The 26660-nt window shown below is 53.9% G+C and carries 14 protein-coding genes; 10 read left to right on the forward strand and 4 right to left on the reverse strand.

The genetic code is table 11. The features are described from left to right. Window positions 1-12: 12 nt before the first annotated feature. Window positions 13-942, reverse strand: a complete 930-nt coding sequence (locus tag DZC79_RS20005; RefSeq protein ID WP_118953399.1) for an AraC family transcriptional regulator — start codon at window positions 940-942, stop codon at window positions 13-15. A gap of 633 nt (window positions 943-1575) precedes the next feature. Between DZC79_RS20005 and DZC79_RS21390 the strand changes: the two genes are divergently transcribed. Both DZC79_RS21390 and DZC79_RS20010 read left to right on the forward strand, forming a co-directional pair. After that, window positions 1576-1731: a hypothetical protein gene (locus DZC79_RS21390; protein WP_157977297.1), complete on the forward strand. Its 156-nt coding sequence runs from the start codon at window positions 1576-1578 to the stop codon at window positions 1729-1731. Window positions 1732-1805: 74 nt separating this feature from the next. Beyond that, a complete protein-coding gene (locus tag DZC79_RS20010) occupies window positions 1806-2267 on the forward strand; it encodes a DUF4268 domain-containing protein (protein WP_198666966.1) in 462 nt (153 codons plus the stop codon). Here the strand turns inward: DZC79_RS20010 and DZC79_RS20015 are convergent. Then, window positions 2264-4786: a DUF5686 and carboxypeptidase-like regulatory domain-containing protein gene (locus DZC79_RS20015; RefSeq protein WP_118953401.1), complete on the reverse strand. Its 2523-nt coding sequence runs from the start codon at window positions 4784-4786 to the stop codon at window positions 2264-2266. The two genes, DZC79_RS20010 and DZC79_RS20015, sit on opposite strands and share 4 nt — an antisense overlap. Window positions 4787-5032: 246 nt before the next feature. Here DZC79_RS20015 and DZC79_RS20020 point away from each other — a divergent pair, with 246 nt between their 5' ends. Continuing rightward, on the forward strand, window positions 5033-5542 hold the full coding sequence (locus DZC79_RS20020; RefSeq protein ID WP_118953402.1) for a DinB family protein: 510 nt from the start codon (window positions 5033-5035) through the stop codon (window positions 5540-5542). Here DZC79_RS20020 and DZC79_RS20025 read toward each other — a convergent pair. Together DZC79_RS20025 and DZC79_RS20030 are read right to left on the reverse strand one after the other, a co-directional pair. Continuing rightward, a complete protein-coding gene (locus DZC79_RS20025; protein WP_198666967.1) occupies window positions 5526-6257 on the reverse strand; it encodes a tRNA threonylcarbamoyladenosine dehydratase in 732 nt (243 codons plus the stop codon). The two genes, DZC79_RS20020 and DZC79_RS20025, sit on opposite strands and share 17 nt — an antisense overlap. Further along, on the reverse strand, window positions 6254-6904 hold the full coding sequence (locus DZC79_RS20030) for a TatD family hydrolase (protein ID WP_198666968.1): 651 nt from the start codon (window positions 6902-6904) through the stop codon (window positions 6254-6256). Before DZC79_RS20030 ends, DZC79_RS20025 begins: the two co-directional genes overlap by 4 nt. A 289-nt stretch (window positions 6905-7193) precedes the next feature. Between DZC79_RS20030 and DZC79_RS20035 the strand changes: the two genes are divergently transcribed. The 7 genes from DZC79_RS20035 to DZC79_RS20065 form a co-directional block, all read left to right on the forward strand. Further along, window positions 7194-10109 carry a hypothetical protein gene (locus tag DZC79_RS20035; RefSeq protein ID WP_118953404.1) on the forward strand — a complete coding sequence of 972 codons (2916 nt, stop codon included), beginning with the start codon at window positions 7194-7196 and terminating at the stop codon, window positions 10107-10109. Window positions 10110-10136: 27 nt separating this feature from the next. Then, window positions 10137-11261 carry a hypothetical protein gene (locus DZC79_RS20040; protein ID WP_118953405.1) on the forward strand — a complete coding sequence of 375 codons (1125 nt, stop codon included), beginning with the start codon at window positions 10137-10139 and terminating at the stop codon, window positions 11259-11261. A gap of 13 nt (window positions 11262-11274) precedes the next feature. Further along, a complete protein-coding gene (locus tag DZC79_RS20045) occupies window positions 11275-11790 on the forward strand; it encodes an OmpH family outer membrane protein (RefSeq protein WP_118953406.1) in 516 nt (171 codons plus the stop codon). Then, window positions 11774-12361 carry a hypothetical protein gene (locus DZC79_RS20050; protein WP_118953407.1) on the forward strand — a complete coding sequence of 196 codons (588 nt, stop codon included), beginning with the start codon at window positions 11774-11776 and terminating at the stop codon, window positions 12359-12361. The genes DZC79_RS20045 and DZC79_RS20050 overlap by 17 nt, the downstream gene beginning before the upstream one ends. Window positions 12362-12384: 23 nt before the next feature. Further along, complete coding sequence (locus DZC79_RS20055) at window positions 12385-18429, forward strand: hypothetical protein (protein ID WP_118953408.1); 6045 nt, start codon at window positions 12385-12387, stop codon at window positions 18427-18429. Between the two features lie 7 nt (window positions 18430-18436). Next, window positions 18437-19180, forward strand: a complete 744-nt coding sequence (locus tag DZC79_RS20060) for a hypothetical protein (protein ID WP_157977299.1) — start codon at window positions 18437-18439, stop codon at window positions 19178-19180. A gap of 12 nt (window positions 19181-19192) precedes the next feature. Continuing rightward, window positions 19193-26660: RHS repeat domain-containing protein (locus tag DZC79_RS20065; RefSeq protein ID WP_157977300.1), on the forward strand; the 7468-nt coding region annotated here is incomplete at its 3' end.

Here is a 26660-nt window from a genome sequence, read left to right on the forward strand (position 1 = left end):
GCTACGCCATGCTTATGCGAAAACAGGAAGCCTTTTAAAACCTGAAGGCGCCGTCTTATACCGCTTCTTGAATGCCGCTGAAAAATAATCCGTCCGGCGAAAGCCGCTAAGCACGCTGATCTCCGCGATCGGCAGGTCGGTAGTGCGCAGCAGCAGCTCCGCATGCTTTAGCCGTAGCGCCTGGATATACTGGTGCGGCGCGCAGGCGCTGAACTGCTTGAATATCCTGCTGAAATGAAAAGGGCTGGCGTAACAGTGCCGGGAAAGGTCGGCCAGGGAAATGTCCTCTGTGAAATGTTCGAAAATGTAGCTCTTCGCCCGTTCGATAGTACCGGAATGATTACGGACCATCCGCTTATCCAGGGGCTTGCTGCGACTCTGGCCGCTAAGCGTATCGAGCAATATGCGCACAAGGTCCTGTACCAGCAAGGCGACATGCTCTTCTTTAGCCTGCTCCGCCTGCATTTTGCCCAGGTAATAATAAACATACTCCAGCTCCGGCGTTCCGGCAAGCTGCAGCGATGCATAGCTGTTACCATAATACTGGACCTGGGGCACTACGCCATACTGTTCGTTAAGCAGCCGGAAGACCGCTTCGGGACGTTCAAGGCTGGCATATACCAGCGGCTGGGTCTGTACGGCTCCGGGTACGATCTTGTACCGGGGCTTATCGGTGAAGAGATGGCCATGGTATCCTCCGGGCATATCTACAGGAGGAATAAAGAGCGGGTTATTGCCCTGCATGAAGAAGATCGTAAAGCACCGGCTGCTGCTGTTATCAGCGGCAAACTGCTTCCATACGGTTTGTCCGGGGCCGGCAATGCCGACAATGCCCGGAGTGCAGGGTGTTTTAAAATCGATCAGCCGGCTGCCCTCTGCGGGCAGGTGACGGCCTGATGTGTCAGCATGATACATGCTGTACATCGCCATTTCTGTTGCCATAAATATCCGGTCTTAATGTCTTTAATCTTCTTTACAGGTGCCAGAACCGGCACCCGGGACTACTGCTCAGCTACTGTTTCCGATTTATTGTACGCCTTTGTGATTGCTGTTTTCTCTCAATGTCCTTTGCTAGCGCCTGCTTCCGTTGTTCCGCTTCCGGGGCCGGAAATTTAGGTCCGGTTGCGGTGTTCTGCAACCGGACCGGCCCCCAGTGAAAAAAGAACTTTCTATTGCATGATGTCCGTTAATGAGACAGATGAAATGGTCATCAGTACTATATCGAAGGAATGCTATAGAAGACTTTTATGAAAGGGTAAAGGTTGGGCCGGTTCCGGTCGAAAAGCAAAAAAACACAACAGCAGTCCGGCAGACAGCTAATCTCCCGGAAAACAGGTAGCACAAGACTTTCCGGCTATTCGCCGCCCCGGAGAAGCCGTCTCCGGCAACAGCGAAGCTAAGCATGCTGCATCCGGGATATGCTTATTGTTTGCAGCCATAGCGCCACACCGAACAGCTCGGGAAAAGACCGGACGACAATGCGTTGTTCCCGGAGGAAAGCTTCCTGTTTTTCTCAACATTTGTAAAGGTTCCGGTCACTGATCAGACGAGCTTTGTTCTCTGATTCCAGGAACAATGCAAACACACAAAAATGATCTCTGCGATGCGCTTAAAGACAATACCGTGATCTTTCCTTCCCGGCGAAGAAAGTCATACCGGAAGAGCAGCCTGTCGATGCCGGCAGATACCTGGAGCGCTACAGGAAGTACGACAGTTTCCCGCTCGACGTGAACCATATGCTGCCTTTCCGGAGACGCGGGCACTACCGGAATAGTGGTACCTTTGCCCCCTTTAAAAGAAAGCATTTGTATTCGAAAGCGGAAGCATCAGCGATCAGGGAAGCCTTCTGGACAGCATTTGGCCAGTATATGGCCCTGCAGCTGTCGGCCGAAGGCCTTAAAATCAACTGGATCAATTACCGTACCGGTATCCGGCACCTGCAATTCCGCATGGAAGCCGGCCCCGATAAGGCTTGCATTGCGATCGAGCTATCAGCTCCCGATGCCGGCATACGGGAGCTGATGCTGGAACAATTCCGTGCTTTGCGCAGCATGCTGGAAGCGCATACGGAGGAAGTATGGCGATGGGATAATACGGTCGATAACGGGCAGGGCAGGGTCGTCAGCCGCATTGGTACCTGCATGGAAGGTGTAAGCATTTTCAGGCAGGGAGACTGGCCGGCGCTGATCTCTTTTTTCAAGCCCAGGATGATGGCCCTGGATGCCTTCTGGACCGATGCGCAGCATGGCTTTGAGCTGTTCCGCTAAAGTGCCAGCACGATACGGCCCCGCACCCCCCAGCCGGTGGTTCCGGGGAGATCGAGGTAAGTGAACCGCCGCACGACATCCACACGCAGGACCTTAAAAATATTGGAAATTCCCAGGCTGGCCTCGATATAGGGCCCGCGGTCGAGGGTATGCATACAGCGGCGGCCACGGGTGTCGACCGGGAAATCGAAAAGCCCGGTAGGTCTACGTTCCGGCAGGTTGTCGCTGCCGACCGTGCCGTATAAGGCTTTGAAGGAAGCAGCTTCCCGCAGCTGCAGCTTATTGAGCAGGGGTATCTTATTCAGGAAAAAACCGTTGAAAGAATGATCGATATTGAGACTGATATAGCGGTCGCTCACAAATTCCATAAAGTTCATCAGGTTGTACGACTGTAGCTGGTAAGCATAGGTCTGGTTGGCCTTATGAATATACAGGAGCGGGAAAGGGACATGTCCCCATATGCGGCCGCCTTCCAGCACCACATCCGAGTAGCCCAGCTGGGAAAGATAGAAGCGTTTGAAGATGTTGAGCGTAAGGCTTTGATAGCTGTAATCGGCGTTCAGCAAGCCTTTGATACCGATCGTACCCCTCAGGGTAAAAATGGGGTAGGCGTTGAATACCGGTCGCCTGAATTTCTTTCCCTGGTAGAACTGCTCATGCGGCGCCCAGCGCAGCTCCCCGCTCAGCTCGAAGAGGGTAAGCTCCCTGCGGAAAGCTGAGGGGCTGCCTTGTCCCGTACGGTAAATAAGACCGCCGGCAGGTGTTTGCACGCTATAAGTAAAGCCGGCACGGAAGGAAAGATGCTCGCGGGTCTCATGGAAGTATTCGATATTCCATTTGCGGTTGTACAGCCACTTATCATTCTTCCCCCGTTTAAAGGAGAGCAGGAAATTATCTTCCTCCACGAAAGCCAGGTCCTGGCCGGGTATCTGGGTTTCATAGCTGTGGCGCAGGCTCAGCGACCGTACGGGAAATTCAAATACCGAACGGTCGGTAAGTGAATAAGTAACACCGGCATTGTATTTCCAGCGCTTATCCCGGAAGCCGTAAGCCAGGTGGCCTTCCAGCATGAACTTCCTGCTAAAGTCAACCGTAGTACGCCCGCCCAGCTTCAGCCGGAAGCCCTCTACGGGATTGAAGCTATAGAAGGAGCCCACTGGTCCTATTTCAAGGGGGCCAAGCACCTCATAGCCGGAAAGGGCCAGGGTAAGGAGATTGGTCGCGCGCTTAAAGGCCGGAAGCCGTTTCAAAGTGTCCAGATGTGCCGCAACATCGGCTTCCGCAGGGCTTAGCGCTACCGGGCGCAACCTGGCCCATTCCTCATCGCTCAATATTTCTTTCCCCTGTTGCGCTGCGGGCAGGCTATCCAGTGGAGGTAGCCTGTGCTGGTAATCTGAAAGAGAAACGGTCCTTTCGCCATAGAGTCCCTTCTTCTGCGAAAAGACATACATTTCCATGCCCAGGCTGCTTTGCTTCAGGTAGTCGTTACCTGCATCGCTGCGCTGGTAGTTCAATGTTATCTTAAGGTCCTTTACCCAGTTGAGGTTGATGTTCCGGTTGACGGTCATTTCTGCTTTCGATACCGCATAGCTGCTGTCCAGGCGGATCAGCAGGGTTCCTTTAAACAGCAGGTCGGTTTTATTCCTTGGATAGAATTCGAGCCGGACCAGCCAGGGGCGCTTGTCCTTAAGCGTATCGGTAATATAGTATTTGTAAAAAGAAGGCGCCATACCAGCGATGGGGCTCAGCAGCTGCTGATCGCCGAGGAGGATGTTGTTGTCGTAGATATCCGTGCTGCTGTAGATCTTGTCCAGGTAGGCTTCCAATCCATTATCGTCGACAATACCATTAAGTGTGGCTTTCCGTTCATCCAGCGGAAGCGTTTGGGAGCGACCTGTAAGCGTATCGCGGATATAGCGGCTGGCCTTTTCATGAACAAATACGGGCAGCACCGCTTTACCCGGGACCTTGGTGGTATCGGCATTCCGGTACAGGTAAGCGCCAAGCGTATTTTTCCGGTCCGGCTTCCGGCTGCTCCGGTCGCGGAGAAAAGAGACCTGCAGCTTTTCATAGCGGGTATAGGAAAGCGGCCCGGGGCCGGGGTTGTAATTGCGGTCCTTATGATCGATCACCTTACGGATCAGCGCCACCGCCGGGTTGTCCCGGTTACGGTACTTTTCCTTTGCACCGCTGACCGATACCTCCGCCAGGGTAGTGCCTTGCTCTTCGAGCAGGATGTCGAGCGCCTGACGCGACTTTCCGGCCAGCGAAAAGATAAGCTCCTTATACCCGAGCAGGGATACCCGCAGGCTGTCAGCAGGGCTACCCGCCTCCAGTATGAAGCGACCGTTATCATCGGTCAGATCGCCGATGGTCGTACCGGGAAGGCTTACGGTTACAAAAGAGAGCGGCGCCCCGGTCTTACTGTCCTTTACCTGTCCACTGATCCTTTCCTGCGCCCTAAGGCTGTGCCCGGTCAACAGCCCTGCCAGCAGGAGCCAAATACCAAATCCATTCATCAATACATTCCGATACTTTCTGAAAATACTTATTCCTTTTAGTCAGACAACCGGAGCGCCGCTTACCCTTATTCCGGGATATTGCCGGTCCTGTTTTCCAGGAGACGGCATCGTTCTACTAACTGCAAGACACGGCGAAAAGAATTCCGTACTATATCTTTTGATAAAGACCTCGTTTACCGGTATAAACGGCGGGTATGCCTGTTTTATTTTTTCCGAACTTGCCGCTGTACCCAAGATACCATAATGGACCCCAACCGGAGACACGGCGCAACCGGCGCCTTACTGGATGAATATGAACGGGCGCTACGCGACCTTAAGCAATGTGTCGGGCTTTTTGAAGAAAGGGAGCTGCCTGTGATCGTAGACCCCCTGACGACGGATGAACGGTGCCGCTCGGTTCAAACCGTGCTGACGCATGTCGTGAGCAGCGCCTACAGCTATGCCGTCTATATCGGCAACCACCGGGGTATGGCGCTGCAACGGCCGCAGCCGGCGCTGAGGGACAGCAGGGCTGCTTACTTCGAAGACCTGGACCAGGCCTTCTCCTTTACCTTCAAGGTATTGGAACAAGTGCCCGATACAGCATTGGAAGAGCCGGATGAAGCCAGGAAGATCAAAACGACCTGGCAGCAGACCTATGATATCGAGCAAATGATGGAGCACGCGATCGTGCACCTGCTGCGGCACAGGCGCCAATTGGAAGGCTTCAGGCTATTGCTGGATAAAGACCCGCCCCTTACCGGTCAGCGCTGATCAGATCGCGGATCACCACCGAAGCAGCTGTAGCGCCGAATACAGCCGGCAGGTAGGACATGGTACCATAGGCCGACTTTTTGAAATTGGACCCATCGGTCATCATCAGCGATTCCTTTACCGGCGCTTCCGGCGAAAAGACCACCTTTATACCGTTGCGGATACCATCGCGGCGCAGCATTTTGCGCAGATGCTGCGCGAAAGGACACATATAAGTACCGGAAATATCGACTACCTGGAGCCGGGTGGGGTCCAGCTTGCCGCCGGCGCCCATCGAGCTGATGAGCGGATAGCCTTTGTAATAGGCCGCTTTCATAAACTTAAGCTTTGGAGAAATGCTATCGATCGCATCGACTACATAATTGTAAGGTTCGGCCAGGATCTGTTCCACTGCCTGCGGCCGGACGAATTCTTTGATCACTTCAAGCTCCAGCTCGGGATTGATCGCCTTCAGCCTTTCGGCCATCAGCTCCGCTTTGCTTTGGCCATGCGTGGTGGCCAGGGCCGGCAGCTGCCGGTTGCGGTTACTGGGATCAACGATATCGCCGTCTACAATAGTCATACGACCAATGCCGCCACGACAGAGAAACTCGGCGGCAAAAGAGCCTACGCCACCCATGCCCACGACCAGCACGCGGCTTCGGGCCAACCGCCCGAGCGCTTCTTTACCGATCAGCAGTTCTGTACGCGACAGCCAGGCGGTATCCTTCATCATAATGCAAAAACTGTTTTGAAATTTTTTTGGAGCTGCAAAATAAGCGCATCGGCGCCAGTTTTCCGAATCCGGACAGCAGCTCCATAGATCTTTTCCACCGGGAGATCCATATCATCTGTTTCCAGGAAGAAACGGTCCGGAGGCATGGTCGCCAGGCTGGAAGCCGCCTGCACCTTATTTTCCAGCAAAGCTTTACCAAAGGACAAGTAATATCCCTGCTGCAGCAAAGCCGCCGCCAGCTCCGGTTTCTTTTGAAACCCGTGCAGGATAACCGGGACCCGTACCCCTTTGAGCAAAGCCATAACCTCGGTATAAGCCCGCACGCAATGGATGATCAGCGGCTTGTTCAAACGCTCTGCCAGCGCGCTCTGCAGCCGGAATGCCTTTTCCTGCAGCGGCCACGGGGTGGGGCACACTTTATCGAGGCCGCATTCGCCTATCGCCAGCACCTTACTATCGGCTGCATAGCGCTCCAGCAGGTCCATCTGCGTCGCCAGGTCGTGCAGGTACCAGGGATGCAGGCCAAGGCTGTAATATTGGCCATCAGCAATCAGCTCAAAGCGATCGTAACGGTTCTTTAAGGCAAATGTATCGGGTCCGGTATCTTCCTGGTGGGTATGAATATCTATATAAGAAGGCAATAGCATGGTCAGCAAAAATAACGGCTTTACAGATAGCAAAACACGGCTAAGTATATACACATTATAAAAAAGATTATTTAGAAATAATTTTGTAGTGATGAGAAAATTTCTACTTTTGTTTCACAAATCATTAGCAATTTTTCTTCTTTTAAAGCATAAAATAATATTCAAAAATTCATAACTATTTAGTAATAAACAAAAAGAAGAAAACATAATTCATGTTCCTTTTTTTGTTAATTATCTTGTACTTGCAATAATGTTTGTATTTGATTAACGATTTGATATCCTTTTATTCATGAAATATAGGTACTGTATCCTGGTTCTGGCACTGTTGCTGCTTCATTACGATAGCGTAAGAGCACAGGTCCAATCGGCGCATACCGATTTCCTGAGGTCTGAGGACAGGAAATTTTTCCAGGATGTTTTTGTAACTGCCGGTAAAGAACAGGAGGCCTTGCTGCAGATCGCCTGCTATCGTTATACCGGCACGGATAGTGCAAAAGTGTACCAGCATCAATCGGAGCAGAAGCTGAAGAAAGGGCTTTCCCGCATTATCCTTGCCTTCCAGGAAGCCCGGGGTCATTACGAGGTCCGGCCTGCGTTTGCAGCAGTGATCAGGAAGACAGGCTTGATACCGCCGGGAAGCTACCGGCTGTTCTTAACGATCCGGTCGGATGATAAGGTTTACCAGCAACAATTTCTTCATGAGCAGGATACGTTGCTGCCGGTACTTTCTGCTGCCCGCAAAGAGATCGGCGAGGTGTTGGATCCGGCAGGCGCCAGCCTTTTTCCCTCATTGCAGCAACCTGCTGCGGTAACGAAAGTAGCCGCCGCGATAGAGCGCTCGCAGTTCCGGCTGCAACGCCATTTCAGGAAAAGGGGATTGCAGCCGGTCTTTTCCAGGAAGGAAAATAAGGAAGTCATTGACCTCTATGCCGACGATTGGTATATGGGGCGCTACGAGCTGGAAAGCAATGCAGGCCTGCGCGACGCCTTAAACAGGGAACGGGACGCAATCCAAGGCAATATCGGCTCGCTTACCGGCAACACGTTCGGTAACTATACCTCGCTGGTCTCGCAGTTCAAGGAGCTGAAGAAGAACAGCCAGGAGAACAAAGAGCTTAAGGCGGAGCTTGCGGTATCGGCTAATTTCAGCAATGATCAGGAGCCCTTCTCCAGGCAGGACAATAATTTTTATGAAGCCAGGGGCACGCTGGAATTTCCGCTATTCGATATTCCCGTCAGCGTATCGGGCTATTATACCACCCAGGACAAGCATCGGCAGGCCAAGGCCAGCTATGTCCATTTCCGGTATGACGCCGAGAAAGCAAAGGAGCAATTGCTGAAGCTGGTAGGCAGCTACAACAAACGCTACGAGCAGACGCTGAGCCAGGGAGGCAGCTATGATATGATCTACGGTCAGTTCCTGCAGCAGCTCCAGGGTCAGAAGGAACAGGCGCTGGCCGGCCTGAAGCAGAAGGCCGATCTATCGGGCATGGATCTGTCTTCGATAAGCGAAGAACAGCTGAAGGATGCTGTGCTCCGTAAGGCAGAACAAGGCAAGGACAAGGTAAGGGATTCGCTGATGCAACGCGTGAAGGGAACCGGAGCTGCAGGAACGCTGAAAGATAAGGCCGGGGAGGCCCAGGCTTTACGGGAGAAAGCAGAAAGCGAGTACACACATGCGCTGGAACAATACAACCGCGTGCTGGAGCTGGAGCGGAAGATCAAAAAGTACCAGGGACTGCTGGAGCAGTACCGCAATACGATGCATTATGATTCGCTCCTGGCCTACAGCCAGCTTAAAGACCTTAAGAACCTGGATGGCGCTTCCTACAAGGATATTGCGAAAAGAGCATCCGGCATACTGCCAGAAAGCAAGACCAAAAGCCTGATTACCGGGCTCACCAATTTCGACGCCGGTATGTTCCCAAAATATGTTTCGGACTATACCTTATCGGGGCAGATGCTTAAGGGGGCAGATATCGGCTATGACATCGGCTTTGCCGAGATCGGCGCCAGCTATGGCAAAACAGAATATATCGACAGGACCGGTAATGTGGAAGCTTATAAAGCCTACGGCGGCAGGATAAAGATGAAACCGGTGCTCAGGCAGAGTCTTGGCTTTGTTTACTATGGTTATTCGCCGGGAAGGAAGCTGCTTGAAGATGATCATTTCTTCAAAGATGCTTCGGTATCGCTGCCCAGCTTCCGGAATCCCGTACACATCCTTTCGGCCACCTATAGCGGCAGCATTTCCCGTTATGTTGATGCCAGCGGTGAATATGCGACCTCGATAAAACCGGAACAATCAGCAGAAGCCCGCGCGAAAGGCTCCTTCCGCGATCATTCGGCATACAACCTCAAGCTCGCAGGCAATATTCCCGCTACCGGTATCGAAATGGAGGCTGCTTACGAATATGCCGGTAAGGCCTTTGAGAACAACACGCTCGCGGTGATCCTTTCGGGTACGGAACGGTTCCGGGTAGCGGCGAAAGGGGATTTCTTGCGCTCCTTTCTTACGCTGGGTGTGGAATACAACTATCTTATCCAAAATAACTTCAACAGCAAGGGCAACAATGCCCGCTGGGGCTTCGATGTCGCCACGCATTCCAAACGGTTTCCTTCCCTGGCGCTTTCCTACAAACCCTTCTCCACTTTCAGGAGCTATAACGATACGCTGAGCATCGCGCAAAAGCCTTTGCTCGGGGCGGTATGGACCGGAAAGCTGAGCTACCAGATCAAAAAAAGGAACAAAGCACTGCGCTTTAACCTGCTCTACAACAAAAATACCAGCACCATGGATACCGTGCATTACGGCAGCACCCTGGTCCAGCTCAATACGATCTATACCCGCAATACCACTATGCTGTCGCTGGGCATCGGCAGCACCGATATTCAAACCGATTATATCGTTACCGCTTACCCGGCCTTTAATCAAAGCCGTTTCCTGAATGGCAGCGCCGCAGGCACCTTGTTCGGCGCATTAACGGTTTCGGGCGGCGGGGATATCGCTACAGGCAGCACTGGACTTAACCGGTATGGTGTATTCTTAGGCAGCAGCTATACGCTCAAATGGCTGCCGGTTATGATCCGGGCCAACTTCCGCTACAGCAATTACCGGCTCGACGAGCTGGCGGGTTGGAAGGCCTTGTATTCCGGCGGCATTGAGCTGGCCTGGCGGTTCAAGGTGAAATTATTTGATTACTGATCTTATAAAGGATATAAAAGCAGCAAGATGAAAAAATATATGCGCTTTCTCCTGGCGGGTTTCCTGGCCTTATTTGGCCTGAACGGCTATGCACAGGACATCATCGTCAATATGGCCCCTGTCGACGGTATTGAGCTGACACCCGACAACCTGCTCAGCTTCCAGGTACAATCGACAAGGCAGCAGCGCTGCCACGCGCTTATCAAAGGCACGATACAGTTCCGCAAGTCGGATATGCGCATCGGTTACCGTTTTGAGTGCGACCTGCTGCCCGGTGTCAATATGATACCGGCAAATGCCGTCCGCCCGCAGTTCGAATACTCCTCGCAGGCCTTGAGGGAGCTCTTCGAGCAGTACAGGAAGCTTCCCCAGGGCATTTATGAATACTGTGTTTCGGTAAAGCCGGATTACAATATGAACGAGAACATACCCGGCCCGGTAATCGATGAATGCGTGTATCATAAATCGGAGGACATCTTTCTCATCAACCTGATCGACCCGGAGAACGATGCGAAGATCTATGAATACAATCCTATGCTCAGCTGGTCGGTCAACCATCCCTTTGCCGCAGCGCTGACCTACCGGATCAGGGTCGCGGAAATAAAGCAGGGGCAGAACACGATAGCTGCCATTACCCGCAACAACCCCATTTACGACGAACGCAACCTGATGCAGATGAGCGCGATCTACCCTGTGTACGCCAAGCCGCTGCAAAAGAACCAGCCTTATGCCTGGACGGTAGATGCTTATTACAAGGGCATCCTGCTCGGCGGCGCCGAGCCCTGGAAATTTACCATTATCGAAGACAGCCTGTACAAGGCGATTCCCAGGGATCCGTCTTTCGTAGACATCAGGCGTGAGCAGGGCTATTACGACCTCTATGCGCCGGGCCTGCTGAAGCTGAAGTATGATCTTGATGACCTTAAGACCGATTCCCTGTCGCTGAAGCTTATCGATAAAGGCGGCAGCGAGATCAGGCTGAAAGCATTCCCCAGCCTTAAAGCCGTATATGGCGACAACCGGTTTATCCTGGATTTTAAAGAAGAGCAGCCGTTGAAGCACCTGCAGCCCTATACTTTGCTGATTCTTTCCGAAACAGGCCGCACCTACCGCATCCTGTTTAAATACGCCAATCCCGAACTCTTAAAATAGAACCGACCTGAACATGATCAAACCAGGAACCAGACAAATGCTGTTCACCGTGATCGCCTGCCTCATCACTGCAGCGGCGGTGCTGTGGATCGGCGAGCGCAAACAAAAGAAAATCGCGGTGGTCGACGCCATCAAGCTGTTCAACAATTACAAGATGAAGAAGGAGCTCGAGGCGCGGTCGGCCGGCCGCCTGGAATATGTCGCGCATGTCGCCGACAGCCTGAAGAAAGAGCTGACTGCCAAAAGCCAGATGAAAGATGTTCCGAAGGCGGAGCTGGAAACCCTGTACAGGACTTTCAGCCAGGCCCAGGCAGGCCTGGAGCAGGAATACCAGCAGAGCAACCAGAGCATCAACGAGCAGGTATGGAAGCGCCTGAATACCCTGATCGATGAATATGGAAAGGCAAAAGGATACCGGCTTATTATCGGGGCCAACGGGATGGGCAGCGTATTGTATAACGATGATTACTATGACCAGACACAAGCGCTCACAGACTTTGTCAACAAAAAATATGAAGAAGGGAATTAGCCTGTTGCTGCTGCCTTTGCTGCTTACAGCCTGCCGGCAGGAAAAAGATCCTGTCCGCTATGCCGAAGATCCCGAGCATGGGCTTCGTAAAACGGTCGTGGCCGGCAATGCGCAATACGTGGTGCAATACAAGCCTGCAGCTTATATCCTCAGCAAAGAAGCGCCCGACCCGGCTGAAGCGGAAAAAAGACGCGGCCAGCTGGAAGGCATGCTCTGGTTCAATATCGCCATCAGTGTGCCCGGCTTCAACCAGAGCCCGCTCCGCTACCAGGTGAGCAGCCTGGATGAGTATACGGCAAGGCAGCATTATTACCTCGACGAAGCACCCAGGGATATTTACCTGCTGTATGGCAACGATACCCTTTATGTAAACAGCTACTGGTTTGAGAACAACCAGAACCTGGCAGCGCATGAGACCATGATCGTCGGGTTTAAGCTCCCGGAGGGCGTTAAAAAGCCGGACCGGTCGCTGTGCTTCTCCTTTTACGACAGGGTATTCCGGAACGGCATTATCAAAACCGTGATCAGTAAGGAAGACCTAGAATCCATTCCTGAATTGAATGAAAAATAATAACGAAGTAAACCTTAGCAAGGATGTTGTACAATAAACGAATCATCAAAGCCACAGCGAGGATCATGCTGTGCACGCTGACCCTGCAGCTGGTCTTCCCGGCGGTATCTTCGGCCCTGACCTCGGGGCCCAGCCAGCCGGAGGTGCAGAGCTTCGAACCCGTAGGGACCACTGATATGGTGGACATGTTTACCGGCGACTTTGTGTACAATATTCCCTTGCTCGATGTGGAAGGTTATCCCGTAAACATCTCTTACCACAGTGGCGGCGATATGGAACAGGAAGCCAGCTGGGTAGGCCTGGGCTGGAACATCAACCCGGGTGTGGTGAACCGTACCGTACGCGGCATGCCCGACGATTTCAATGGCGAGCAGATCGGCAAATCCCTTAATATAAAGCCGGAGAAGAATATACGGGTAGGCCTGGGCGTAGGCGCCGAGTTTCCTTACATCGCCGATCTTGTGGGATTGGGGCTGAACCTGGATCTCAGCGTTAACGTCAGCAACTACCGCGGCGTAAGCGCCGATATATCGGCCGGCGCCGGTGTCAACATTATGGGCTGCCTCTCTGCGGGCGTCAATATGGGTGTGGGCTCGCAAAACGGGGCCGATATCGATTACAACGCCGGTGTACAGTTCAGCTCATCCCAGATCGTCAGCTCCGATGTGGCGGTGGGCGTAGGCTTTAATATGGGCCAGGGCTACAATACCCGCTCCGGGTTGAAGGACCGGACCTTTGGCTTCAGCGCTTCCGTTACCTACAAAGGCGCCGGTATCGGCAGGGGTATGGGCGCTACCGTGCCCATCGGAGTACGAAACATGATACCGGTGATCACCAACAGTACCGAAATGAAGATGTACCGCGGACAGATCAAGCTGGGCGGGGAAATATGGGGTGTCTACCCGCACGCTTCCGTATATGGCATGGTGAGCACGCTGAAGTATGATAAGGACGGCAGCCGGAAAGGCTACGGTTACCTGTACGCTCAGAATGCAGACGACGCGGCCATCCTTGATTTCACCCGCGACCGCGACGGTATGTTCAACGAGACCATGAAGTACCTGCCCGCCGGGAATATGACCTACGATATCTATTCGGTCAGCGGGCAGGGTACGGGCGGCTCTTTCCGGCCTTTCCGCAACGACTTCGGTAGTGTATACGATCCTGCGGTATCGAGCGGCGCCAATGAAACAGGTGTCCAGGTCGAGGTCGGTATCGGCAACCTGTTTGAGATCGGTACCGATATTACGACCACCAATACCGAGATCACTTCCGGCCCCTGGGATGCCTACAAGCGGCCCTTCTCCGGCAAACAGGCCGGCAGCATCTATGAGAATGCTTATTTCAAGCAGGCGGGAGAAGCGACGGCGGTCAATACAGGACTATTCGATGCGATACAAGGTGTGAATCCCATGCCGGGCACGCAAACCGCGGCTATCCCGCTGAAAAAGCCCGGCTCGGAGACCATGCGCGATCCCAGGGCTAACCTGATTTCTTATTTTACAGCTGATGAGGCCGCCAATTACAACGGTGTGGCCACGAGCACCAAGCTGTACAGCTATCCCACCAACGGCTTTGCCGGTGGCTATACGGCGCCCAACCAGATCAGCCGCAATGATGGCACAGTACGCAAAGGGCATCATATTTCAGAGATCGTACAAACCCAGACCGACGGCCGACGCTATATCTACGGGCTACCGGCCATGAATACCAGCCAGAGCGAGGCCACTTTTGCCGTCGATCCGCCTTCATCAGATAAGGTCAACGGCCTGATCAGCTATGATAATACCGATGCTTCTCCCGGCAATGGAAAGGGACGCGACAACTTCTTCAGCGAAACCCGTACACCGGCCTATGCACACAGCTACCTGCTGACTTCGGTATTGTCGACCGACTATGTAGACATTAAGGGCGACGGTCCTACCGACGACGACTTCGGCTCCTTTACCAAATTCAACTATTCCCTGAAAAATCCCTCCTATGGCTGGAAAGCGCCTTATGGTCAGAATACAGCGCAGCACGATCCCGGCTTCCGTTCAGACACAAGGGATGATAAGGCCAGCGTTCTCAAGGGCACCCGGGAGCAATGGATGCTGCACAGCATCGAAACCAAAAACTTTGTAGCGGAGTTCTATGTTTCGGACCGGCTGGATGCCCGCGGCAGCAATCCCAATGCGGACCTTTCCTATAAGCTGGATTCCATATGTCTCTACAACAAGCACGACCGTTTCATTAACGGAGCTGCGGCCGTACCGGTAAAGACCATCATTTTCAGCTATAACTATTCCTTGTGCAAAATGGTGGCCAACAACATCAACGTGATCAACAATGCCCTTTCCGACCCGGATAAGACCGGCAAGCTGACATTGACGCAGATCTCGGTGCGTTACGGCCGCTCGGACCGGAGCATGATCAGCCCCTATCGCTTTGCATACGGCTTCAATCCCAATTACAATGCCGCGGGCAAAGACCGCTGGGGTAACTATAAGCCCAACGATCCCAACCTGTCCAATGCCGATTTCCCCTTTGTGAAGCAGGGTGCGGAGACCGATAACTATGCAACCGCCTGGGCCCTGGAAAAGATCACGCTGCCTTCAGGGGGGAATATCAATATCCAGTACGAATCGGACGACTATGCCTATGTGCAGGATAAGGTGGCGATGGAAATGTTCGCCTTACAAGGCGTCGGCGGCTCCGCTTCTTTTTCCGGCGGCAACCAGCTTTACCTGGACAAGAACGCCCCTAACCGGTACTTCTATTTCAACCGCAGGCCGGCAGATGAAACCCCCGGCATGAGCCTGAAGGAAATTTACCTGAAAGGACAGGATATTCTTTATTATAATTTCAATACGCGCCTCGTTGATAATGCTTATGAACCGGTAAAGGGCTATGCTGATGTGGAGGAGGTCGGCGACTGCGGCGACGGCATTCACGGCTATATCAAGACCAAACCGGTATCTATTACCGGCGGCGGCGCCTCGCTCAATCATGTGACCTATACCGCGATCAACTTTGCCCGTTATTACCTGCCGCACATCCTTTTTCCCGGCAGCGATCCCGATGCCAGCGGTATTGCGAACGTGCTTTCCGGCATCCAGTATGCTTTCAGCGAGCTGGTCAGCTTTACCAAGAACCCGGTGAAGCGCATGGTAGAGGAAGGCAAAGCCCGGGAAGTGCGGCTGAGTGGCTCCTTTATGCGGCTGAACAGTCCCGGCCTGAAAAAGAAAGGCGGCGGCTCCAGGGTAAAAGAGCTGACCTTTTCCGACAACTGGAACAAGCTGGCCGGCGGCAACAGCCAGCAGGCCACTTACGGCAAGCGTTATGAATACACCACGCAGGACCAGGGCAGCTACGGCACCATCAGCAGCGGGGTAGCCAGCTATGAGCCGCAGATCGGCAGCGATGAAAATCCTTTCCGCCAGCCCGTTCCCTACATCACCCAATCGGGCAGCAACTGGCCGCCCAACGATCCCGTGGGCGTATACCAGGAGCTGCCGGTAGGCGAGAGCCTGTATCCCTCGCCCATAGTGGGCTACAGCCGGGTGACCGTAAAGAGCATCCACCAGGACGAAGGCCGTTCTTCCCAGGGCGTAGACATTTACGACTTTTATACGGCCAAGGAATTTCCCATCAAGGCGATGGCCACGCCGCTGGACCCGATGGGGACCGACAGGTCCTACAGTCTTTTCGAGCAGAAGGTCTTCCTGGAAGGCGCGCAGGGCTACACCCTTATCTTCAACGATATGCATGGCAAGCCCAAACGCACCGAGCACCGGATCATCAAACCCTCGACAGGTGTATCGGAGCTGGTCAGCTACCAGCAGTACAGCTATTTCACCAACGGCGGTTCCCTCGAAAACAATGTCCCTGTGGTAGCCTACGACCCGGTAAGCCGCAAGCTTAAAAAGACCACGAAGCTGGTAGGCATGGAAGCCGATATTACCATCGACAGCAGAGAAAAGAAAGAGAAAACGGAGTCCAACAGCCTTTACCTGAACCTGAACGTCTTTATGGTGGGCATATTCCCGGTACCGCTTCCCTTCTGGTTCAGCAAGGATTTCAATTTCCGCAACGAGTTCCGCTCGGTGGTCGCTACCAAAGTAGTGCAGCAATACGGTATCCTTAAGGAGGTGCAAAGCTCGCAGGAAGGCGCTGTGACTACCGTGCGCAACGAGGCCTTTGACCCTGTGACCGGGCAGGCGCTCATTACCTCGGTCAACAACGAGTTCAACGACAAGGAATATTCCGTGACCTATCCTGCTTATTGGGGATATAAATCGATGGGGCCTTCTTATGTGAACAATGGTTTTGAAGAAACCTTCGCCAGCATCCCGATACAGAACTATACGGCCCGTATTCCGAACGCTTCCATGGCTAATTACAAGATCGGCGATGAGCTGCTGATCACTTATACTCTAAATGGTACGCCTGGTTATAACAATGCCTGGGTCACCGGTGCTTACGTCAATGATACTACGCCCAGGACCTCTTTTAAATGCAGGAACGGATGTTATAATATGGGTATTCCCATCGAGTCTCAAATCATCGATACGATCGACATGGATCCTAGCGGTTATTATTATGCAAATTCCTGTTACGGCAATGTCCCTCCTGTCTCCTATGGCAGCTGCGGCCAGGTGGCCCTGTTTGTGAAGCCGCGGTATAAAAGTTCCTGGCCAGCTAACGGTACCTTGCAAAACGTAAAGGTAAAAGTGGTCCGCTCCGGCGCCAAAAATCAATTGCAGGAAAGCATCCAGAATTATACCGGCATGGATATTCCTTTTGATAATAACAATAACCTGAAAGATAACCTGGATCAGCTGATCAGCATTTCCGCCAGGGAATATTCCGATACGTTGACGGCCATTCTGCCCCGCTACGATTCGCTGCAGAATCCCGGGGGCTGGGACTCGCTCAATATCTATGTGAACGGAACCCGGCAGATCAAGCGCTTGTCAAAAGAATATGCTTATCTGAAGCCAAGAGCGTATGATAGCCCATCAACCCGCAAAGCCGGCCTGTTCTCGGCACAATCCTTGTGGTCTTTTAACGATCACTCCGACAATTGTATTCCCGTACTACGTTATTGTATTGCCTATGCCTGTGGTTGTGACGCCGGTAATTCTGCTACTCCGGTGCATGCCTACCGGATCCTGGCCTACCAAGCTGGATATGTCAGTGACTATAATTTCTTCAGCCCACATCCGGCGGGCGATAAGAACTGGGTCACTGCCCGCTCCGTTACCCAATGGAGCCCCTGGGGCTATGAACTGGAGAACAAGGATGCTATCGGCAACTTTACCGCGGCGCAGTATGGCTACAACCAGCAGCTGCCGGTAGCGCTGGCCCAGAATGCCCGCCAGTCGGAGATCCTGTCGGAAGGCTTCGAAGACTACCAGCTGCTGCAGCTGATGTCCAATTTCGCTACCATCAGCGGCTCGCCCATCCAGCGCTTATTCAGCCTTGCAGCCCTCAGCAGTGGCAATATTTACGGCAAGTTCGGACTGACCGGCAGTGCCGGCGTAGCCCTGTACAATCTAGTCGCCCATACTGGTAAATACTGCCTGCGGACTACGAACACCACTACTTTAACCTTTAAAGTAAGCGACAACCTGTCGGTACCGGGGCAGCCCAGGTACAGGCCCTTTACGTTGCAGGGCAACAAGGACTACCTGCTGTCCTACTGGTTCCGGCCGGTTGCTCCTCCTGCCAACGCCAACAGCTATGTGGTTCCGGCCGGTATGCAGGCCCGGTCCAACATTATAGAAGGCTGGCAGCAGGTAGATATGGTGATCCATACGCCGCCGGCATCTTCCGGTCCTACTGCCAGCGTAACGATACCGGCCAATATTTTTGTTGACGACATCAGGATATTGCCTATGGACGCCAATATGAAGGCTTTCGTTTACCACCCGGTGAACCAGAAGCTGGTGGCCACACTCGACGAGAACAACTTCGCCTCCTTCTACGAATACGACCAGGAAGGCAACCTGGTCCGCACCAAAAAGGAAACCGAAAAAGGCATCATTACGGTAATGGAATCCCGCAGCGCTAATGTTAAAAAGTAACCGATCCATGACACGAATCCTCTATCAACAGCTCCTGCTCCTGCTGGCCGGTCTTATCGCCTGGCAGGTACCTGCGGGAGCACAGGACGCCACTATGAGCGATCTCCGGGCGGTGGTGAACCAATTGAAAACCTTGACAAGCTACAGCTACCAGAGCGTGACCAACGCGACTTTTCCCAACGGCCAGAAGGACCGCAGCGAGACACATGTGTATATGGACGGCGCGGGCAAGCGGCTGTGCTATACCACCGAAAAGCAGGTACTGCTGCTTACCAGCCAATGGGCTTACAGGGCCGATCACCGGCAAAAGACCGTGAGCGTATTCGACGTGGTCCGGTATAAGGATAAATACCGCCAGGCCATGCCCGAGCTGGAAGCGGTCTTCAAAGCCAACCTGGCAGCCGTTTTCATGGATTCGGTGCTGGTACGCCACGGCAAGCTGGTCTCGGCTAAAAAGAAAGGCAGCCAAACGACGTTCGTCATCGGGTTTCCTTCGGGCTACAGCGTAGAAGAAATGGTGATCGTGTATGATCACAGCAGGCGGCTACCCGAATCGATCAGGACGCGCACCTTCTATCCCGGCGATGCGACGAACAACCGGGCGAAAGGTACCACGATCGAAACCGTCAGCAGCCATTATACCGCCGGCGTACCGGAGACGGTATTCGATACCAAACAATATTTCAGCATCCAGAAGGGGAAGGTGATCCTGTCGCGGTACCCTCAATATAAAATTGCCTCAGTCCTGTAAATCATGGCTACTATGAAGACATTTCTTTCCGGCTGCAAGCAGCTGACCACATGCCTCCTCCTTGCCCTGCTTTGTTACGGCCTGGCGACGCCAGCCGCTGCACAGACCTTTAATTTCCGCACAAGGGAAGCCAGTGTGGTCAAAACAGCCCCACAGATCAAGGCCCATAACGGCTTCAGCGATACGATCGTTGTGCGCCAGGATAAATGGGATGAGATGGTCGCTACCGGCTCTTCATGGGGCAGCAACCTGAAATTCAAAAGCGTTCACGCCTTCGTGAAGTTCTATGTCAACCATGCCTACCCGGTAAAGATATCGGAGCCCTACACCTTCCGGCTGGCTTACCAGGTATATGGTTATGGCAATATGGCCGATACCAATGCGGTAACCTTTACCAAGGCCGATACACTGACCATCAGCTATAAGCCGGATTCCCTGGCTGCATTCCAGGATATTCAATATGCGAAATACAGCAACGTGCACAAGGTCATGATCGTGATGAACGGGCTGTACCGGATCACCGGCGCCAATACTCCGCCGGTAGCGATGAACCTGAGCGCCAACGGACCTTTTTACCTGCTGAACTTTAATGTGGAAGGTTCTATAGTCGTGCAGCCCTTTCATAAGAAGATCAAGGTAGGCGGTATCTATAAAGATGCTTACGGCAACCAGGCGCCCGTGCTGAATATAGGCGCATTGCCGCCGGACAACGATCACCTGCCGGTAAGATGGAACCTGGACAACACCTCGCCTCCTGCCGCCGACCTGCCGCTGACGCCTGTCAATTATGAACTGGAATGGACCTACGTGGACAACTATAAGGTCGATCCGGAGCTGCCCGGCAGCACCGGTATTACGACGATAGGCACCAGCAGCCTCCAGTACAATTTCAGGGACAACAGCACACGGGTATGGCTGGATACGAATTACTACAGGATCCCGCTGATCTACCAGAAGGGGCACCTGATCTATCGCGTACGCGCCGTACGGCCCGACTCTGTCTACTTCCAGTACCCGGTTTACGGACCCTGGACCCTGACCGAGCAGGGCAGCGTGAGCAGCGTTCCTGCCACCAACCGCTTCGAGATCACCCAGGCGCACCTGAACGACAGCCTCAACTGGCAGTACACAGTATCTTTTGCGGAGCAGGGTAAGTACAAGCATGTGATGAGCTATTATGACGGTATGCTGAAGAACCGGCAAAGCATTACCCGCTTCAACAGCATGCCCGGCAAGCTGATCGCCACAGAGCAGGTATATGATTACGAAGGCAGGCCTTCCATCAGCCTGCTGCCCACACCGGTCAATTCGCTGAGCTTCCGTTACCAGCTGAACCTCACGCTGAACCAGGCTACCGGCCTGCCTTACAAGGCCGGCGACTTCGACGGCATACCCCCGGGGGTATGCAACCAGGACCAGGTCCCTTCGGCTTTGGCTGCCACCTCCGCCGCTTACCAGTATTACTCGCCTTCCAATCCCGACCAGGCCGGCTTCCAGAAATATGTGCCCGATGCCGGCGGCTATCCTTTTGTACAAACGGTATATTCCCCCGGTTTCGACGAGCGCGTGGAGAAGCAGGGCGGGGCGGGGGATTCCCTGCAGATCGGCCGGGGACACAACGTAAAGAACGATTATGTCAACTCGGACCAGACGGACCTTAACCGGCTTTTCGGTGTCGATATCGGCTGGTCGGGCTATTACCGGAAGACCGTCTCGCGCGATCCCAACGGACAGCTGTCGCTAAATGTGACCGATTATAAGGGGAAAACGGTGACCAGCTCTATGGTCGGCATACCGGATACCACGCTGCACGCCCTGGAACCCAACCGGAATGTGCCCGATACCTCATTTTATTACGAGGATCATATCGCCGGCACCGCCCAGCAGATCTCGGGTAATAAGAAGATCCTGGATAAGAACTTCTTCAACGATGTGGCCGGCAACAACCAGTCGCAATACATTTATACCTTCAGGCCATTCCCTACTTTCTGTAACGGTACTTTCCTTTCGGTAAAGGCGCGCTACGACTACAGCATCTTCGATGAATGCGGCAAGCTGCGGGTGGATACCGGCGGCACCCTGGGCACTACCGGCCCTGTCTTTTCCGGCACGGCGCTCAGCGACAGCTCCGACATCGTTCCCTTTTTCCTGGAGACCGGTAAGCACAGCCTGCACAAGGAACTGACCATTAACCGCGACGATGTGGCCGCGGCTGTGGAAGGCTTTATCCGCCTGAGCCCGGATAAGAACTGCCTTAAAGATGAGCCCTGGTTCATCAAGCAGGCAGTGCTGTCCAAAGAATTTCCCTGCCCGGAGAACTATACCGATATGGATTGCGGCACCTGCGAGGGCAAAAAGTTCCAGATGATGAAGGAGCTCTGGCCCAATAAGGACAGCATGTACGTAGAGCGGAAATACGGCGTGTACAACCGCGACCTGGGTACGGTGATCGGCAACAACAACTCCACGATGACCCTGCTCTGCGGCAAAGGCAGCAATCCCCTGGAATGGAACATGGCTATCGACGGCGATTCTATACGCCTGCCCGGCGGTACCGAAACCCCGGGATACTATATACTTGGTCCGGGCGGCTTCGGACCGGGCATCACCGCCGGCGGCGGCTTTATCCTGCACGGGACCGATACCCTGCATTGCCGCTACCGCTACCAGGATCCCTGCCTGGTACAGCTGCCGTCAAGCGTTACCCGCTTCGGCCGCACCTATACGCACCTGCAATCGCTGCCGGTCGACACCTTCATTATGATCTTCAACGACAGCATCGCGGAAGCCCTGCTGCCGCTCCACCCGGAATACTGCAGCCTGCTGGCCTGTGTGAAAGACCCTTTCCATGGCAAGATGACCAGCATTCCCAATGCAAAGATCGCCGGACAGCTGAGCCTGTTCCGCCTGCATGATATGATCCTGGCCGATCCGATCTACAGCAAGATGCTGCTCGACCCGGCACGTTATCCTCATCCTTACGATACCCTGGCTTTCTCGCTGCATGGCCGGATCAGCCTGGATACCCTGGCCCTGCTGAAAGCCTATTGTCAATGCCAGGATAGCTTTATGATGACGGATTGCTACAATACGATGTTCGGCCAGCAGATACAAAACGGTATCCTGAACGACCCTTATGTGCAGGAGCAATACTTCGGCCTGGTACGCTCATTGTACCTCACCAACCGGGAGCGGTACAAATCGGTGCTCTCCGGTATGGGCGACTGCAGCGTCTGCAGCCCGGTACGCATGCGGCTGTCTCCGCCGCCGGTATTTCCTGAAAGTGTTGCTGCCGGCGGACAGCCTGCTGTGGGAACGGGTATCCTGATGGGCATGGGCGGTACCGCTGCCGGCCCGGGCTTCTCTTCCAATACAGCCGAATATTTTCACCTGCTGCAGATCGCCAATGCCGACAGCATGGCGTCATTTACCGACAGTACCCATACTTATACCTTCAACCAGCTGTCCGACAGCGCCATTACCGTCTACAATAACTACAACAACAGCCTCTGTACCGGCGCCGTGGACCAGATCATGAACCAGCTGGTGAACTGTGCCGCTCCCGCAGCCCTGAACAATGTAAGGACCAGCCTGCTGCAGCTGTGCAGCAGCGGCCAGGTACAGCAAGGCTTCTATAGCCCTGCACAGATCCGCTGGGCGCTTACCAGCAATGGTATTGCCCTGAACGACCTCTGTAACCCTTACCTGGTGAATTATGACAACAACATGAACTTCAGCCCGCAGGGGCAAAGTAACTTCCGTTGTAACAATGCTGCTTTTTATACCGATATCAGCAACACCCTTAACCAGCAGGCCGTGCTCAATGCTTTACGCAATCCCGAGACAAACACGAACCTGAACCTCAATACCAGCAACGGCTTCCAGCTGGGCATCAGCCAGGCCCTGGGCGGCGCTGCATCCTGCATCCTTGCTGCCTCCTACAGTGCGGCGGCGCATTTGTACACGCTCCAGTTCGTGAATGGGACCAACCGTGTGAAGCTCTATTTCCGCACCGCTGAAAGCGGCCCCTGCAGCACAGCTTTCAGCCCTGCTCCGGGAGAGAGCCTGTCCGTAACCGTCAGCTGCATCAACAATTCGCCCTTCAGCCAGTTTGCCAACGGGCTGATCGGCCAGTATACCTTTGCGACCACTGTTGTCAGAACTAATGGCAGCACGGTGACCCAATGTATCCTGCCCGCCTGGAACGACCGGATCAAGACCAACAGCACCGGCGAAAATCCCCTGGCCGGCTGCGTGCCCTGCAACCAGATGTACGACCTGTACCGTGATTTCAATGACACGCTCCAGGCTTACCAGGTTAAGGGCGCCGACCATCCTTATTACGGAACGGTGCTGCGCAATTTCATGAACTATAAGCTGAAAAAGGCTTATGCTGAAGACCAGTACCTGGATTTCATCCAGAGCTGCGCCCTGGCCGACAGCATGAGGATCCCTGTTTACGGAGGTTTTTACGGATATCTTAATTTTAATTCCGTTGCTTATGCCGATGCTTTTCTTACCGCGGTCAATAATCTGAACCCTGTTACAATAAGCCCGGGCTACCAGGTGAAGCACGTAGCGGGTACCGTGGAGGTGGGAATCGATTTTAACCAGATACCGAGAAACCTGCTACGGCAATACAAGGACTTCGTGAGCCAGTACGCAGCGGCCCATCCCGGCGCTCTTTCGAATTCTTCGGTCAACCGTACGCTGGGCAGCTATCATGCTTCGAATTATATAGGTATGCTGCTGATACCGTCCAGCAGCACATTCAACCCGACTACAATTTCTTTTCCCTCCGGAGGATTCAGCCTCTCCTTATACAGCAATCCGACCCAACGTTGGAATGGTACTGCTTATGAGTCCGTGAAGATTTACGAGATAACCACGTCATTGCCGAATAACTATGCCAACGCTTCTCTCAATATCGACTTCCTCAACCGGTACCTCAATCAAAATGGTGTTCCTTTCCTCTTGTATAAAGTCCTGCTCCCGACAGTTAACAACGAATACCAATTGCCGGAGAAGCAGTCTTACCTGAACTATGTCTACCGCATGCGGGGCCTGCCGGTGACGAATGTGCTGGATACCATCCTGCCGCAGCCCCTGGGCAGCGGGATCGGTCTATTCAGCGGTAAGCTGCTCCGATACGGCCAGCCGGCGCAGCCCGGCCGTATCGAGCACTTATATGTTGCCGATCCGGCTACAGCCACAAACGGTACGCATTACCCTGTGCTGAGCTATATGCTGAACCAGGTCAAGAACCACTTGTCCGGTAATATTTTCTTTGCCGGCGGCAGCGCTGCGATCAATATACCCGTAGGCGCCGGACAGCAGCTGATGGCTTACCGTTGCCGCGATACCGCCTTCTGGTACCGGTACTTCGGCCCAGGCGATACGTTGTACAATGCCTTTGTACGGATACCGGCTTATCTTGATACCAATTACTTCAATGCTTATACGGTAACCGGCCTTACCTTTAACCCCGGCGAAGGCGATTCCCGCTCCTTCAAGGTTACCCTGCACAGCAACAGCTCGCCCATACCGGACCTGGAGCTCGACGGCTATACCGACTTTACTGTAGCCCGGAACCAGGTGCTGCGCAACGTGCTGCTGGCGCATGCCGTTAACGAGCCGATACCACTGGGCGATACCGTCAACAACTGCGAGCGGCAGCGGCTGAATGCAGCGATCGTTGAGGGCAGGGAACGATACCGCATCTATATCGATTCGATCCGTACCCGGCTGAATGCCGATTTCTATGCCTGGATCATGGGCGCAGGCATACAGGAAAAGCTGAATGTGGGCTACCGCAGCCAGCGTTTTAACTATACCCTGTATTACTACGACCGCGCCGGCAACCTGATGCGTACCGTACCGCCGGCAGGGGTACATATGCTCGCCGGTCCCACCCTGTATGCCGTGGACGGCGCCCGTTTATCCAACGGCCTGGTGCTGCCGGCACACAACAAGCCATCGGACTATAAATACAATACCCTGAACCAGGTGGTCACGCAAACCACACCCGACGGCGGACGCACCGACTATTTCTACGATGCCGCCGGCAGGGCCATTTTCTCGCAGAATGCCCGCCAGCGGCCGGAGGGCAAAATGACCTATACCCTGTACGATAAGCAGGGCAGGATCATGGAGACCGGCCAGGCAGTTATGGTTTGCGTACCTCATTTCGACCCTTATCCTTCGCCGACCAACCTTACTAACGAGCCTTGCTCGCACTATATATCCGGTGTAATCACACCTTATCCTGCTATCGTACAGGAATTGCAGCTGCGCAGCCATGACGAAGTGGTCGCTTATGTGCGCTCGCTGAGCCGGGAGGAAGTGGTGCTGACCCAATACGATACCGAGGCGCAAAACCTGATGACGGCCGCTACGGGCCTCAGCCGGCAGGAGAACCTGCGCAAGCGCGTGTCCTGCATCAAGTATTTCGACAACCTGGAGCCGCAGGACGCCAACTTCCTGAAATACCAGTATGCTCTGCACTTCAGCTACGATATTGCCGGCAATGTCAAAACGCTGACGCGCGATTATCCTTTCTGGAAGGTACAGAAGCAGCAGTTCAAGCGCATCGATTACGACTACGATGTGATCAGCGGCAAGGTGAATATGCTGAGCTATAACCGGAGCTTTGCCGATCAGTATTTCCAGCGCTACAGCTACGATGGCGACAACCGCATTACCAAGGTGGAGACCAGCGCCGACGGCTATCTCTGGAAGCGCGATGCCGAATACCAGTATTACCAGCATGGCCCGCTGGCCCGTATGAGCCTGGGCGATATGCGCGTGCAGGGTGTAGACTATGCCTACACCATACAAGGCTGGCTGAAAGCCGTGAACGGCGACCTGCTGCAGCCCGATAAGGACATGGGCGGCGACGCCGCCGGTAACAGCATCCATGCCCGCGATGTGATCGCGCTGACCCTGGATTATTTCAAAGGCGACTACCGCCCGGTAGGCAGCACCGCCGTTACACACCTGGCTGCGCCGGCACGGAGCCTGTACAACGGGAACATACCCCGCGCGACGACCAGCATCACCCCTTTCCCCGCGCTCAATACCCGCTATACCTACGACCAGCTGAACCGCATTACCAAAGCCGGCTATGCCTATATGAACCCCTATGACGGGCAACTGAACAATACCGCCGACTATGCCAGCAGCTATGCTTACGACCCCGACGGCAACCTGCAGCGGCTGAACCGAAGCGGCAATGCGCTGGGCGGGCAGTCGCAGCTGATGGACAGCCTGGAGTACCATTACCAGCCGGGCGGCAGCACCAACCGTTTGCAGAACATAACGGATGTGGTGAGCAACAACAACTTCCACAACGACATCAAACATTATACCAATACGGCCGCTTCCCGTTACCTGTACGATGCCACCGGCAACACCATCAAAGACCAGGTGAGCGGGCAGGATACGATCCTGTGGAACCATTACAACAAAGTGACACAGACCC

The sequence above is a fragment of the Taibaiella helva genome (genome assembly GCF_003545695.1).
In the GTDB taxonomy this organism is placed as follows: domain Bacteria; phylum Bacteroidota; class Bacteroidia; order Chitinophagales; family Chitinophagaceae; genus Taibaiella; species Taibaiella helva.